This window comes from Mesorhizobium sp. M0615, from assembly GCF_040320805.1.
GTDB lineage: Bacteria > Pseudomonadota > Alphaproteobacteria > Rhizobiales > Rhizobiaceae > Mesorhizobium.
This window is the reverse complement of record NZ_JAMYQI010000005.1, coordinates 354,552-369,439: the sequence shown is the minus strand read 5'-3', so window position 1 is coordinate 369,439 and position 14,888 is coordinate 354,552. Positions and strand designations below refer to the sequence as shown.

Genomic DNA, 14,888 nt, shown 5'->3' with positions numbered 1-14,888 from the left:
GTTGGCTGCGGGGCGCAGCGGACAGGAACGGATCCCCATGCTTACCCAGGCGCTGATCGGCGACGAAGGAAGGACGATCGACCTCGGGTGGAAGGATGGCGCGCGCACTCGCTTTCACGCAGTGTGGTTGCGCGACAATGCGCTCGACGACAAGACGCGCAGCGCCGGCAACGGCCAGCGGCTGATCACCATTCTCGACATTCCCGCGCAGACATGGATCGGCGCAGCCGCGATCAAGGGCGATGCGCTTGAAGTCAGTTTCGAACCGGAGGGAAAGACGGTGCGCTTTCCTGCGGCATGGCTGAGCGCCAATGCCTATGACCGCGATGCCGCCCGACAGCCCGGCTGGACAGGCGAGGGCACCGTGCGATGGACGAGGGCCTCTATGCAGAATTCGGTGCCGCGCGCCGGCTATCTCGCTGCCAGCCGCGACCGCGCCGTCTTGCGGCAATGGCTGTCGGCGGTGAAGACCTACGGCTTCGCGGTGATGGACGATTTGCCGCCCGAATCCGGGGCGCTGTGCAAAGTGTCCGATCTGTTCGGCTATATTAGGGAGACCAATTACGGCCGATTGTTCGAGGTGCGCGCCGAGGTCAATCCAACCAATCTGGCCTACACCAATCTTGGCCTGCAGGCGCATACCGACAATCCCTATCGCGATCCGGTGCCGACCTTGCAGATCCTGTCCTGCATCGAAAACACGGTCGAGGGCGGCGAATCCAGCGTCGTCGATGGTTTTGCCGTGGCGGCCGCGCTGCAGGCCGAAAACCCCGAAGGCTTCCGGCTGTTGAGTTCATACCCGGCGCGTTTCGAATATGCGGGGTCGTCGGGCGTGCGATTGCAGGCCAAGCGGCCGATGATCGAACTCGGGCCGGATGGCGAACTCATCGCCATCCGCTTCAACAACCGCTCGCTGGCGCCGACCGTCGATGTACCGTTCGCGGAGATGGAGGCCTACTACGCCGCCTATCGCCGGTTTGCCGAACTGATCGAGGATCCTTCCTTCGAAGTCACCTTCAGGCTCGAGGCGGGCGAGGCCTTCATCGTCGACAACACCCGCGTCATGCATGCCCGCAAGGCGTTCTCCGGCACCGGCAAGCGCTGGCTGCAGGGCTGCTACGCCGACAAGGATGGCCTTTTGTCGACGCTGTCGGCGATCGAACACAGCTTCAAGGAGGCTGCGGAATGAGCGGCCAGGATTTGAACGCGGGCAACATCGTCGAATTCATCGCCGATATTTTCGAACGCCGAGGGGCGGAATCCTATCTCGGCGAACCCGTCACCATGTCGGAGCACATGTTGCAGGGCGCCTGGTTCGCCGAAAAGGACGGCGCGCCCGATGTGCTGGTGGCGGCAGCACTGCTGCACGATATCGGCCACTACACCAGCGAGTTCGGCACCTATTCGCCCGACGACGTCGAGGACAAGCATCATGACGAAGCCGGCGGCGAGGTGCTGGCGCCGTTCTTTCCACCGGTGATCGTCGAATGCATCAGGCTGCATGTCGCGGCCAAGCGCTACCTCTGCGCTACCGACCCGACCTATTTCGGCAGGCTGTCGCAGGCCTCGGTCCACACGCTGTCGCTGCAAGGCGGGCCGATGAACGCCGAAGAGGTGGCCGAGTTCCGCAAGAACCCGTTCCACGAGGAAGCGGTTCGGGTCCGCATCTGGGACGAGGCCGGCAAGATCGCCAACATGAAGACCCGGGCATTTCGCGACTACATGCCGCTGCTGCAACGGGTTGTCCGCGACTTCGCCAATCGCGCCTGATCATAATCCGGAGAAGGACCGGCATGTGCTACCGCTTCGACGGCGAGCATGCGCTAACCGTATGCCGGAGACCTGCCGCAAGCGTCTGCGTGCCGCAGGCGCTCGCGCCTCGCTGCCGATCCCTACCGGTGACGAGCCTTGTCACCGCGGATTTTATTGCGACATCCGTCGGCGCGGCCAAGATCAGTAGGTCAGACTTCGGTGTATATTTGACTCAGACGAAGGTCTGAGAATCGAGCTGAAAGCACGAAAGGAGAGTTTCCTCAGCGTTTGTAAGCCGCAATTTTGGGCTGTTCATTCTTGAATACCGTGACACATCATGATGTGATGGTGGCATGAATGGAGAAAGGCAGCCCCTGTTTTCATCCGTGCGTCGCTGGGCGTACTTTAGCTTGCGCGTATTCGCGGCGGTTGCGGTGACGATGCCGGTGCTTGGTCTGCGGTTGAGCCATGTCGACGGCTACAAGATCGAATTCGCCGCTGCCAGCGCCAAGAGCGGAAACAATGGCAATGGTAACGGTGGTGGTAACGGTAGTGGTAATGGTAATGGCTCAGGCGGCAACGCCGGGAATGGCAACGCCAACGGAAAGGGAAAAAATGGTGCCGGCGACAACGCCCCCGGTAGCCAAGCTCCGAGTAGCCAAGTCAATGCCGCTGGCGACACGGTGACGGTACAGGGCTCCAAAATCCAGGTCGTGCATCGCGATGGATTCAGCGAAAGCATCGAGGCCGGCCGCTTCACTATGAAGGATCCGCTTGGAAGGACAATTGTCGAACGCGCCGTAAGGGCCTCCGACATTGCTCGTCTGAAAGGGCTGTGACTGCTGGTTCGCCAACCAGCATCCGACCTTCAGACAAGCCCCGATCTCCCTATACAAGACCCGTTTTGGGCGCGTGCATAAGAATGGCTGCTTCGGTGCGGTTTCGCACCTTTAGCTTTTGAAATATCCGAGTCATGTGGTGTTTTACCGTTTTCTCCTGCAGGTTGAGACGTTTGGCGACTTCTTTATTGCTCAGTCCTTCGCCTACCAAGGAGATTATCCCAAGCTCGCGTCCCGAGAGATTGGCAACGAGATCGGTGGTGCGCTTTTCCGGCCGTATCAGTTCATTCAAAAGCTGCGCTGACAGGGTCGGCGAAACATATTTTTTTCCTGCGGCTATATAAGTCAGCACCTCGGCCAGCGATGCCGCCCCAATCCCTTTCAGCACATATCCGCGTACGCCCAGCCTGAGCGCCGTCGCCAAATCGGCGTTCGCCTCCGAGACGGTGAGCATGACGATCTTGCAGTCAGGCTGAGTTGCAAGAATATTTTCCGCTGCCGCCAGACCCCCTCCCGGCAAACTGATGTCGAGCAGCAATATGTCGGGATTTGCCAAGGCCGCAAGCTGTTCGGCATCCGCCGCGGTTTCGCCCGCACCAACGACTTCGAAGCCGCCGATTTCGGCGAGGCTGCGAGCCACACCCTCGCGAAACAGCGGATGATCATCAACAATGGCAATCCTTATGGGAGCGGTCATTTCTGGTCCTCGATGTTGAGCGTTATGGTCAGCCGGGTCCCCCTGGGGCTCGAAAACGTCTCGAAGTGACCTCCGATACTTTCGATACGTTCCCTCATGCCGGCGAGTCCAAGTCCTTCACACGATCCCGACTGGAATCCAGGGCCGTGATCAAGCACTTGAATGAGGAGCTTGCCCTGCGTCACTCTCGCCTTGACAGCCTGCCCCTTGCCCAGACCGTGTCGCCAGGCATTGTTCAGCCCCTCCTGCGCGAAGCGAAAGATGCTTATCTTCTCGGACGTCCCCAGGTCGGGCAGGCGAGGTGGCAGTGAAAGCGATACGGAGGAGGCCGTCCGGCGTTCATGTTCGGCAACCGCAAGCCGCAATATCTCCGCGACTGTCGAAGCTTCGATCTGTGGCAGCACGAGGCCGGTGCAGATGGCGCGGATCTCCCGCATCGCCTCGTCCAACGTATGATGGATATCGGCGATCTCGGTCTTGCGGTGGCTTGGGGATGCGGCGGGATCGAGCAGCAAAGGGCTGTCCATGCGCAGCGCAGCCAGTGCGACGAGCTGAGCTGGACCGTCATGCAAATCAGACCCAATGCGGCGCAAGTAACGCTCGTTGATTGCCGTTGCGCGGCGCGACGCCTGCTGGACGCGCTCCCGCAAGGCGGAATTCTGCTCCAAAAGCAACTGAAGTTCCGCCACTTGTGTCTCAAGCGCTGAACGCTGCGTTTCGATAGTGCTGCTGCCGCGAAGCACGATTCCCGAGAGCATCGCCAAGGCGACCGCGGTCGCGCCAGCCACGAGCAGCCAGCTCGACCATAGTGCCGAGTTTAAAGTGCCCTGAAGATCGTCGGCTATCTCGTAGAACTCGGAAACGGCCACAACATCGCCCGACCACGGCTCTCGAACCGGATTGTAGATCTCGAGCAGCGAGGCGGTGGGGCTCGTCCGTTCCTTCCTTTCATTTTCGTCCAGATCATTGAATTGCGCCACCACGTTTCCGCCGAACGCATGCAGCAAGTTCGCATTTGGCTCGAAGGTCTGGCCAATAAGAGCCGCGTCTTTGGCGTACAGCACCTTGCCATCACGCCGCCAAAGCACGAACGACGCCAGTTTTTTTCCGAGAGCACCCTGGTCCAGGGTTTCATCGAGTGCCCGTTTAACGGTGTCGCTGAGCTGCTGGCTTTTGCGCATATCCGGCAGGATTGGCGCGATGACACTGTCGACGTAAAGCGCGGTCGTGCTTGCAGAGTTGCGGATCACTCCATCTCGTATTTGCGAGGTGACCCATAGGCCGACGACCAGCATCAGCGACAGCAGCCCAATGCTTCCGACTATGATGAACTGCCAAGCCAACGATAGCCTGTTCCAGTTTTGATAGAGACTATCAATGTAGCGCACGTCTCAACCGACCCCGCGACTTTGGCCGTGCCAAAATGCCTAAGCCATCCTACATCTAGAACGGTCGATGGTGCGAGCAAGCGCTAGGTTGAATGCCGGGGAAACCGCAATTTCAGGGCATGATCCCACCGCCACCCGCGGGGAACGGCGGTGGGATCAGCGTTACTGTATGATCTTGACGATCTTCCGCGTGCCGGGGTCGACCAGCACGGTTCGCCCGTCGACCACAACGTAGCGATACTTGACGCTCGGCACTTCATGCAGTTCCACCGTGTCGGGAATGGCGGTCCCCACGTTCAATTCGACACCTGGAATCTTCACCGACGCAAGGGGCTGCTTTTTCACGTATTCGCGCACAACCGTTTCCTGCTCCGGCGCGATGATGACGTCTTGAGCGGCAACTACGCCCGCGCTCGCGAGCAGCAAGAATCCGGCAATTGCGGTCGACTGGTACATGGTCGTCATGATTCTCTCCTTCATGCGAGCAACGCTCATGCATCTTGCGCGAGCTCGATTCCGATACGGGTGGTGTTGATGAGGTTGATGCACACCGGGAGCCGAACGGGCTTTTCGCGGCTGCGTTCCCGCGTGGGGCTTCGGTCCGGGCGTCATCGGGCCAATGGACGATAGGGGGAGGGACCAAAGTCTGGTGCCAGGCTGTAGAGGTCCTAGAGCCTCCTCAGGGCGGAACACAGGGTTCTCGGCATCGTTGAGATCAGCACTTGTGGGAGGCGTTAATGGACAACAGCGTCCATCAGGCACGATGGTTGCTCTTGCCTGTTTTCGGGGTAGCCATCCTGGTCGTGACGACGGGAGTACTTCTAAGCTTGTGATGCTGGTGTCATCGCTATGGGATCGCAAGCTCAGGAGAAAATAAAATGTTGCGTTGCATTAATTGTTTGATGCAATTTGTAGGTGATTGTTGCAAAATTACTGCCAACATTCATTGGTCTTCTTAGAAGCCCGATTTTATTCACAAAATGTGGAACAAAGTATTTTTGGCAGAGTTGGCTAGGCTGAGGGACCGACTCTTTAAGGAGAAAGCAGATGAAACATGTGTTGATCACGAGCATGATTGCGCTTGGCGTCGGGTGCGGCGCCGCGATCGCCCAGACCCAGGCCGTGCAGCCGAGCGGTGGCGACAACTGCGCCGCCGGCGCGGCCGATTGCCAGAAGGGCGGCAAGGCCGGAGAACAGGCGCAAGGCAAGATGAAGTCACAGACCGATCAGAATGCACAGGGCCAGGCTGGCGCCACGACCGATCAGCAGGCTCAGGGCAAAGCCAAGCTCAAGACGGATGAACAGGCACAGGGCAAGGCCGGGACCAGTACCGAGCAGAATGCTCAGGGTCAGGCCGGCGCCACGACCGATCAGCAGGCTCAGGGCAAGGCCAAGCTCAAGACGGATGAACAGGCCCAGGGCAAGGCCGGGACCAGCACCGAGCAGAATGCTCAGGGCCAGACCGGCACCAGCACCGAGAAGCAGGCTCAGGGCAAGGCCAAGCTCAAGACGGATGAACAGGCCCAAGGCAAGGCCGGGACCAGCACCGAGCAGAACGCTCAGGGCCAGACCGGCACCAGCACCGAGAAGCAGGCTCAGGGCAAAGCCGGGACCAGCACCGAGCAGAACGCTCAGGGCCAGACCGGCACCAGCACGGACCAGCAGGCCCAGGGCAAGGCCGGGACCACCACCGAGCAGAACGCTCAGGGCAACACAAACGTTCAGACCGACCAGGGCAATACGGCCTCGATCAACAACGTGACCGTCGAGCAGAAGACGCAGGTCACGCAGATCATCCACGAGACCAGGGTTGAGCCGGTGAAGAACGTCGACTTCGACATTTCGGTCGGCATCGAGGTGCCGCGGCACAAAGTGCGCCTGCACCGTCTGCCGGCGCGCATTGTCAAGATCGTCCCGGCCTACGAATCCTATGAGTACTTCGTGCTGGCCGACGGGCGCATCGTCATCGTCGACCCGGATACGTACAAGATCGTGCTGATCCTGACGTGACACGGCAGTGACTCTTGTTCCCGGCGCGGTGCGATTGAGGGGTATCGTATGCGCCGCGGTGGCCCGCCGACCAGAGGCGGCGGGCCACTTGCTTTGTCTTTCGCATCGCGCGTTTTTCCCGTTGACACCCTGCCTTTCACCCTCGTAGTGTCCGCCACGATGAAAAAGGCACTCATTCTCGTAGGAAAGCGCGTGGGCAAGGCGGTGTAACCGCCGGGCGAAAACCTCCCATGCGCAACACACAGGCTCCCATCGGGGGCCTTTTTTATTGCCCGAAACACGACTAAACGACCAGCAATCGCCTCATGGCTAGAAGTACGGGACCAGACCGATGAGCAACGGACAGAACGAACGGCGCGAAATGCCAAACAGGGAAATGACTGGCGCCGAAATGGTGGTGCAGGCGCTGAAGGACAATGGCGTCAAGCATGTCTTCGGTTATCCCGGCGGCGCGGTGCTTCCGATCTATGACGAAATCTTCCAGCAGGACGAGGTCGAGCACATCCTCGTCCGCCACGAGCAAGGCGCAGGGCATGCGGCCGAAGGCTATGCCCGCTCGACCGGCAAGGCCGGCGTCATGCTGGTGACCTCCGGCCCGGGCGCCACCAATGCGGTGACGCCGCTGCAGGATGCGCTGATGGATTCGATCCCGCTGGTCTGCCTGACCGGGCAGGTGCCGACTTCGCTGATCGGCTCCGACGCGTTCCAGGAGTGCGACACGGTCGGCATCACGCGCCCCTGCACCAAGCACAACTGGCTGGTGAAGGACGTCAACGAATTGGCCGCCACCATCCATGAGGCCTTCCATGTCGCGACGACCGGCCGCCCCGGCCCGGTGGTGGTCGACATTCCGAAGGATGTGCAGTTCGCCAAAGGCATCTATGTGCCGCCGCAGGCGGCGCCGCGCACCAGCTACCAGCCGAAGGTCCAGGGCGACCTGGAAAAGATCAAGGCCGCCGTCGAACTGATGGCCGGCGCCAAGAAGCCGATCATCTATTCGGGCGGCGGCGTCATCAACTCCGGTCCGGAGGCCAGCCATCTGCTGCGCGAACTGGTCGACCTCACCGGCTTCCCGATCACCTCGACGCTGATGGGCCTCGGCGCGTATCCGGCATCGGGCAAGAACTGGATGGGCATGCTGGGCATGCACGGCACTTATGAAGCCAATATGGCGATGCATGATTGCGACGTGATGATCTGCATCGGCGCGCGCTTCGACGACCGCATCACCGGACGGCTGACCGCCTTCTCGCCCAACTCGAAGAAGATCCACATCGACATCGATCCATCGTCGATCAACAAGAACGTGCACACGGAAGTGCCCATCATCGGCGATGTCGGCCGGGTGCTGGAGGACATGGTGCGGCTGTGGCGGGCGAGCGCCAAGGCCGACAAGAAGGCGCTCCATCCCTGGTGGGAGCAGATCGCCAAATGGCGCGCGCGTGACTCGCTCGCGTTCAAGATGAACCACGATGTGATCATGCCGCAATATGCCATCCAGCGGCTCTACGAGCTGACCAAGGACATGGACACCTACATCACCACCGAGGTCGGCCAGCACCAGATGTGGGCGGCGCAGCACTATCATTTCGAGAAGCCGAACCGCTGGATGACGTCGGGCGGGTTGGGCACGATGGGCTACGGTCTGCCGGCTGCGCTCGGCGTGCAGATCGCGCACCCGGACGCGCTGGTCATCGACATCGCAGGCGACGCCTCGGTGCAGATGACGATGCAGGAGATGAGCGCGGCGGTGCAGCACAATGCGCCGATCAAGATCTTCATCCTCAACAACCAGTATATGGGCATGGTGCGTCAGTGGCAGCAGCTGCTGCACGGCAACCGCCTGTCGCATTCCTATACCGAAGCGATGCCCGACTTCGTCAAGCTGGCTGACGCCTATGGCGGCCATGGCATTCGTTGCGAGAAGCCGGACGAGTTGGACGATGCGATCAAGGAGATGATCGCGGTGAAGAAGCCGGTGCTGTTCGATTGCCGGGTGGCGACGCTCGCCAACTGCTTCCCGATGATCCCGTCGGGCAAGGCGCATAATGAAATGCTCCTGCCCGACGAGGCGACCGACGAAGCCGTGGCCAACGCCATCGACGCCAAGGGCAGGGAACTGGTCTAGGTCCAAGCCGGGGCAGGGCTGTCGCGAGAAGCCGTGCGCAAACAGAGAATTAGCTCAAAGTCTGAAATCGAGATTCATGTCATGAACGCACAGCTTCAACCGACCGGCTCCGCCTATTTCATCGCCAAGGAAACGGAAAAGCCGGAGAACCACACGCTCTCCGTTCTGGTCGACAATGAGCCCGGCGTGCTTGCCCGGGTCATCGGCCTGTTTTCCGGCCGCGGTTATAACATCGAGAGCCTCACCGTCTCCGAGACCGAACACGAGAAGCACCTGTCACGCATCACCATCGTGACGCGCGGCACGCCGCATGTGCTGGAGCAGATCAAGCATCAGCTCGAGCGCATCGTGCCGGTGCACCGCGTCGTCGATCTCACCGTGCGCTCGCACGAGTTCGGCCAGGAGCGGCCGCTGGAACGCGAGCTGGCGCTGGTCAAGGTCGCCGGCACTGGCGAAGCCCGCGTCGAGGCGCTGCGTCTGGCGGATGCTTTTCGCGCGTCGGTCATCGACGCCAACACCGAGCACTTCATCTTCGAGATTACCGGCAAGGGTTCGAAGCTCGACCAGTTCATCGCCATCATGAAGCCGCTCGGCCTGGTCGAGATCTGCCGCACCGGCGTGGCGGCGATGAACCGGGGCCCGCAGGGGATGTAGGCCTTCATGCGCGCGGCGGGGCGCTTTGGACCAATGGAATGAGGTTGCGTCCGGCGCCCTGTCGATTTAAGTCAGCATTGCTGACCTTTGTGAGCCGTCATGACCCTCGACGCTTTCCTTGCACTTTTGGTCTACGCCTTCGTGACCTCGATCACGCCGGGGCCGAACAACCTCATGCTCTTGGCGTCGGGCGTGAATTTCGGCCTCGTCAGAACCATTCCGCATATGCTGGGCATCAGCATGGGTTTTCTGGTGCTGTTGCTTGCCGTCGGCTTTGGCCTGGGCGCGGTGCTGACAGCGTTTCCGGCCTTGCACACCGGATTGAAGATCGCCGGCGCTGCCTATCTGCTCTATCTCGCCTGGAAGATCGCCATGTCGCGCTCGCTGTCCAGCAAGGGTGAGACGGAGGCACGGCCGATGCGCTTCGTCGAGGCAGCCGCATTCCAGTGGGTCAATGCGAAAGCCTGGGTGATGGCGATCACCGCCATGGCCGTCTACTCCAATCCGGACCACCCGTTCCTGTCGGTGGCGCTGATCGCGATCGCCTTCACCGTCGTCAACCTGCCGAGCGTCTCGGTGTGGGCCGGCTTCGGCACGGCGCTGCGCGGATTCCTGTCGGATCCGGTGCGGCTGAAATGGTTCAACATCGCCATGGGCGTGCTCTTGGCGGCGACGCTCTGGCCGATGCTGAAATAGACGCATCCGGCCTGAAATCTCAACCGCATCCTGGCTGGTTTTCCGACTGCTGAGCCGGCTGCATAGTCATTGTGCAGTGCACATTAAATCTTCGTAATGCCGTGTTTTGGCCCTTTTCCGACAAATGTGCGTCCTATCTACTTCGGCGAGATCGCGGCAAGGCGCCGTGATTGGGTAGAATGAGACCACCGGGTTCGGCGTGTCGGATCATAGGGCTTTTAGTCGATGCGCGGAAAAGTCGTTCTGGCGGTGGTGGTGGCGGCCTGTGTCGCCGCGGCATGGGTCTATTTTTCGCCGGCGGCGATGAGCAGTATGCAGCAGATGCTGCCGGGCGCCAGTCAGACGGCAGCAGCGGACAAGCCGGCTGGATCGGACAAGGCTTCGGCCGACAAGGCAGGGGGCAAATCCGGCGCCGGCGGCAATGCCGCCCGTTCGGCCTCGATCGTCTCGGCCACCGCGACAACGGCCGATTTTCCGATCCGCCGTTACGCCATCGGCTTCGTGTCGTCGCCGGCCGTGGTCAACATCAACGCCCGCGTGTCCAGCCAGATCGTATCGATCGACGTCAGGGACGGCCAGATGGTGAAGGCCGGCGACCTGCTGTTCTCGCTCGACGACAGGGCGCTCAAGGCGCAGCTTGCCAAGGATCAGGCGACGCTCGCCAAGGACCAGGCGCTGCTAACCAGTTCGGGCTCCGACCTTCAGCGCGCCAAGGATCTCGTCGCCAAGCAGGCCGGCACGCAGCAGACTTACGATCAGGCGGTGGCGGCGCAAAAGGTTGCCGCGGCGACGGTCGATGCCGACAAGGCGACGATCGACGCCGACAATGTCCAGCTCGGCTTTGCCAGCATCAAGGCGCCGATTGCCGGCCGGCTGGGCGCGGTCAACGTTTCGGTCGGTGACCTCGTCACCTTGAGCAACGGCAACTCGAGCACGGCCACGCCGCTGGTGACGATCACCGAGATGGATCCGCTGCAAGTCAACTTCAACCTGCCGGAGAGTAACCTGGCGCTGCTGCACAAGGCGCTGGCCAACCCGCAGCAAGGCGCGGTGACGCTGACCAAGGATGGCGATCCGACGCCGATCGGCAAGGGCACGCTCGACTTCGTCGATTCCAGCGTCGACACCGCATCCGGCACCATCGCGACCCGGGCGAGCATTCCCAATGCCGATCTTTCACTGTGGCCCGGCCAATATGTGAATGTCGTGCTCGACGCCGGCATCATGCCGCAGATGCCATCCATCCCGACGGTCGCGATCCAGCCCAGCCAGAAGGGGCCGTTCGTCTATGTCGTCAAGCCGGACAACACGGTCGAGATGCGGCCTGTGCAGGTGGCGCTGACCGAAGGCGAAAACAGCGCCATCAGCGAGGGCGTCAAGTCAGGCGAGAAGGTTGTCGTCGAGGGCCAAACCAGGCTGAAGGACGGCGCCAGCGTGCATGAAGGCAAGGCAACTGCCGGCGGTCAGGCAGCGCCCAAGTTGGCGGAAGCCGACAAAGCCGGCGGAGCTGCCCAATGATCTCAGAATTCTGCATAAGAAGGCCTGTCGCGACGCTGCTGATGTCGTTCGCCCTCGTGCTGGGCGGGCTGTTTGCCTACAAGTTCCTGCCGGTGGCGGCGCTGCCGAGCGCCGAATTCCCGGTCGTCAATGTCTCGGCCAACCTGGCCGGCGCGTCACCCGAAACCATGGCCACTTCGGTGGCGACGCCGCTGATCAAGCAGTTCGCCACCATTGCCGGCATCGATTCCATCTCGACCAGCAATTCGCTGGGACGCACGTCCATTGCCATCCAGTTCGTGCTCAACCGGGATATCGACGCGGCGGCCGCCGACGTGCAGGCGGCGATCGCACGCACGCAGCGGCAACTGCCGCCCGAGATGACAGCGCCGCCGAGCTATCGCAAGGTCAATCCGGCCGACGCGCCGATCCTTCTGATGTCGCTGGTCAGCGACACGGTTCCGCTCACCGACCTCGACGCCTTCGCCGAAAACGTCATCTCGCCCTCGCTGTCGACCATCGACGGCGTTGCGCAGGTGTCGATCTTCGGCCAGCAGAAATATGCGGTGCGCGTGCAGATCGACCCGACGGCGCTGGCGGCGCGCGGCATTTCGATCGACCAGCTGCAGACGGCAATCGCGTCGGCCAACTCCAACACGCCGCTCGGCGTCTTGCAGAACGACAAGCAGCAGCTGACCATCACGGCCAATACGCAGCTCACCGATGCCGCCGGGTTCTCCAACCTCATCATCGCCACCAAGAACGGCCATCCGGTGCGGCTGGGCGAGGTGACGCGCGTCATCGACTCGGTCGAGACCACGACGACTGCAAGCTGGTATGACGGCACGCGCGCCATCATCCTGGCGGTGCAGCGCCAGCCCGACGCCAACACGGTCGACGTCGTCGACAAGGTCAAGGCGATGCTGCCGTCGTTCAAGGACCAAATGCCGGCCGCCGCCGACATCAAGCTGCTCAACGACCGTTCGACCTCGATCCGCCAGGCCGTCGACGACGTCCAGTTCACGCTGCTTCTGACCATCGCTTTGGTGGTGATGGTGATCTTCGTCTTCCTGCGCCGGGTGACTGCAACCATCATTCCGGCCGTGGCGGTGCCGATCTCGTTGATCGCGACGCTCGGCGCCATGTTCCTGTTCGGCTTCTCCATCGACAACATCTCGCTGATGGGACTGACGCTCGCAGTCGGCCTCGTCGTCGACGACGCCATCGTCATGCTGGAAAACATCTTTCGCCACATGGAGGAGGACGGTCTCTCGGCCTTCGATGCCTCGCTGAAAGGCGCGCGCGAGATCGGCTTCACCATCATCTCGATCTCGATCTCGCTGGTGGCGGTGTTCATCCCCGTGCTTTTGATGGGCGGCGTCATAGGCCGCATCTTCAACGAATTCGCCGTCGTGGTGACGGTCGCCATCCTGGCTTCGATGTTCGTGTCGCTGACACTGACGCCGATGCTGTGTTCGCGCTTGCTGTCGGTGACCAAGGCCGATCGCGACAAGCATGCCCCCGGTCACAAGCACGATATCGTCACCCGCGGCTATGACCGGCTTTTGACCTTCTGCCTGCGCCACACTTTTCTGGTGTTCCTCGTCTTCGCCGGCACGGCGGCAGGGTCGGTCTGGCTGATCGAGGTCTCGCCGAAAGGCTTTTTCCCGCAAGAGGATATCGGCCAGATCTCGGTGACGACGATCGCCAGGCAGGACATCTCCTACGACGCCATGGTCAAGCTGCAGAACCAGGCGGCAAGTGTCTTCTCGCATTCGCCCTATGTCTCGCATGTCGCCTGGTCAGCCGGCGGCGGCAACAATGCGCTGAACCAGGGCCAGCTCTATGTGCAGCTGAAGGACAAGAGCCAGCGCCCCGACATCGACAAGGTGCTGTCGGATCTGCGGCGGCAACTGGCCACTGTGCCGGGGATCGATGCCTATATGCAGCCGGTGCAGAACCTGCGGCTTGGCGCACGGTCATCCGCCAGCGCCTACCAGCTCGTCGTTCAGGGCCTCGATACCGGCCTGACCGACACATGGGCGCAAAAGCTCAACGATGCGATGGCGGCGGATCATGCCAATTTCACCGACGTTACCGACGATCTGCAGAACAATTCCCTGCAGGCGACGCTGGTCGTCGACCGCGACAAAGCGGCATCGCTCGGCATCGACACCGATACGCTGCGCTCCAGCCTCTATGGCGGCTTCGGCACCGAGCAGGTCTCGACCATCTTCGGTTCGGCCGACAGCTACGAAGTCATCATGGAACTCGATCCCAAGATCGAGTGGTCGCCGGAACGCATGCTGGCCATCCAGGTGCGCACGGCAAGCGGGAGCCTGGTGCCGCTCGGCGCCTTTGCCCGCGTCGACCGCACCGCCGGCGCGCTGACCGTCAACCAGCTTGGCCAGCTGCCGGCGGTGACCATCTCCTACAATCTGCCGCAAGGCGTGGCGCTGGGCGACAGCGTGACCCGCATCAATGCGCTGAAAGAGCAGATCGGCATGCCGCCGGCGATCTCGACCAGTTTCGCCGGCACGGCGAAAACCTTCCAGGATTCGCTGGCCAATCAGGGCCTGCTGATCGGCGGCGCCATTCTGACCATCTATATCGTACTCGGCATCCTCTATGAGAGCTTTATCCATCCGCTGACCATCCTGACCGGCCTGCCTTCGGCGGTGCTGGGCGCCGTGGTCGCGCTACGCTTTGCCGGCATGGACCTGTCGGTGATCGCGGTGATCGGCATCCTGATGCTGATCGGCATCGTCAAGAAGAACGGCATCATGATGGTCGACGTCGCGCTGGAGCTGCGACGAGAAGGCATGTCGGCCAAGGAGTCCATACACAAGGCGTGCCTGATGCGTTTCAGGCCGATCATGATGACGACGTTGGCGGCGCTGATGGGCACGTTCCCGATCGCGCTCGGCACCGGCGCCAGTGCTGAGCTGCGCCAGCCGCTCGGTGTCGCGGTCGTCGGCGGGCTGCTCGCTTCCCAGGCGCTGACGCTGTTCGTCACCCCTGTCATCTATGTCTATTTCGAGAATTTCTCTGGCTGGCTGGTGAGCTTCTTCTCTTCGAAAAAGAACAGGCCGGAGCTGCATGCGGTCGAGAGCGGCGAGCAGGCCTCGCTGTTCGGTCCCGAGGATCGGCTCGAGCCGCAAAAGGCCGCCGCCGAATAGGCGATAGCCCGTGGCCCAAGCTGTCATGCTTGCGGCCGCGTGCCGCCG

General features: G+C 61.7%; 12 protein-coding genes. 9 read left to right on the top strand and 3 right to left on the bottom strand.

The genetic code is table 11. The annotated features are described in order from the left end of the window. The first annotated feature begins 37 nt into the window (after nucleotides 1-37). The 3 genes from tmpA (at nucleotide 38) to NKI46_RS11330 (ending at nucleotide 2,591) form a co-directional block, all read left to right on the top strand. Entirely contained in the window at nucleotides 38-1,189 is a 1,152-nt protein-coding gene (gene tmpA, locus NKI46_RS11340) for a 2-trimethylaminoethylphosphonate dioxygenase (RefSeq protein WP_352746225.1), read from the top strand. Then, nucleotides 1,186-1,770, top strand: a complete 585-nt coding sequence (tmpB, locus tag NKI46_RS11335; RefSeq protein ID WP_352746222.1) for a (R)-1-hydroxy-2-trimethylaminoethylphosphonate oxygenase — start codon at nucleotides 1,186-1,188, stop codon at nucleotides 1,768-1,770. Before tmpA ends, tmpB begins: the two co-directional genes overlap by 4 nt. A 335-nt stretch (nucleotides 1,771-2,105) precedes the next feature. Beyond that, nucleotides 2,106-2,591: a hypothetical protein gene (locus NKI46_RS11330; protein WP_156929845.1), complete on the top strand. Its 486-nt coding sequence runs from the start codon at nucleotides 2,106-2,108 to the stop codon at nucleotides 2,589-2,591. Nucleotides 2,592-2,640: 49 nt separating this feature from the next. Here the strand turns inward: NKI46_RS11330 and NKI46_RS11325 are convergent, their stop codons facing one another. From NKI46_RS11325 to NKI46_RS11315, 3 genes are all read right to left on the bottom strand, one after another. Next, on the bottom strand, nucleotides 2,641-3,288 hold the full coding sequence (locus NKI46_RS11325; RefSeq protein ID WP_023682079.1) for a LuxR C-terminal-related transcriptional regulator: 648 nt from the start codon (nucleotides 3,286-3,288) through the stop codon (nucleotides 2,641-2,643). Then, nucleotides 3,285-4,676, bottom strand: a complete 1,392-nt coding sequence (locus NKI46_RS11320) for a sensor histidine kinase (protein WP_352746219.1) — start codon at nucleotides 4,674-4,676, stop codon at nucleotides 3,285-3,287. Before NKI46_RS11320 ends, NKI46_RS11325 begins: the two co-directional genes overlap by 4 nt. A 162-nt stretch (nucleotides 4,677-4,838) precedes the next feature. After that, complete coding sequence (locus NKI46_RS11315; RefSeq protein ID WP_023731684.1) at nucleotides 4,839-5,141, bottom strand: DUF1236 domain-containing protein; 303 nt, start codon at nucleotides 5,139-5,141, stop codon at nucleotides 4,839-4,841. 582 nt (nucleotides 5,142-5,723) lie between these two features. Here NKI46_RS11315 and NKI46_RS11310 point away from each other — a divergent pair. The 6 genes from NKI46_RS11310 (at nucleotide 5,724) to NKI46_RS11285 (ending at nucleotide 14,840) form a co-directional block, all read left to right on the top strand. Next, the gene (locus tag NKI46_RS11310) at nucleotides 5,724-6,686 is read left to right on the top strand and encodes a DUF1236 domain-containing protein (RefSeq protein WP_023668350.1); all 963 of its coding nucleotides are present in this window, start codon (nucleotides 5,724-5,726) and stop codon (nucleotides 6,684-6,686) included. A gap of 331 nt (nucleotides 6,687-7,017) precedes the next feature. Further along, nucleotides 7,018-8,814 carry an acetolactate synthase 3 large subunit gene (locus tag NKI46_RS11305; RefSeq protein ID WP_352515002.1) on the top strand — a complete coding sequence of 599 codons (1,797 nt, stop codon included), beginning with the start codon at nucleotides 7,018-7,020 and terminating at the stop codon, nucleotides 8,812-8,814. An 81-nt stretch (nucleotides 8,815-8,895) separates the two neighbouring features. Then, a complete protein-coding gene (gene ilvN, locus NKI46_RS11300; protein WP_023668352.1) occupies nucleotides 8,896-9,468 on the top strand; it encodes an acetolactate synthase small subunit in 573 nt (190 codons plus the stop codon). Between the two features lie 99 nt (nucleotides 9,469-9,567). Beyond that, nucleotides 9,568-10,164 (top strand): LysE family translocator, encoded by a 597-nt coding sequence (locus NKI46_RS11295; protein ID WP_023750903.1) that lies wholly within the window; start codon nucleotides 9,568-9,570, stop codon nucleotides 10,162-10,164. A 225-nt stretch (nucleotides 10,165-10,389) separates the two neighbouring features. Further along, nucleotides 10,390-11,682 (top strand): efflux RND transporter periplasmic adaptor subunit, encoded by a 1,293-nt coding sequence (locus NKI46_RS11290; RefSeq protein ID WP_352746216.1) that lies wholly within the window; start codon nucleotides 10,390-10,392, stop codon nucleotides 11,680-11,682. After that, entirely contained in the window at nucleotides 11,679-14,840 is a 3,162-nt protein-coding gene (locus NKI46_RS11285) for an efflux RND transporter permease subunit (RefSeq protein ID WP_352746214.1), read from the top strand. Before NKI46_RS11290 ends, NKI46_RS11285 begins: the two co-directional genes overlap by 4 nt. The last annotated feature ends 48 nt before the right edge of the window (nucleotides 14,841-14,888 follow it).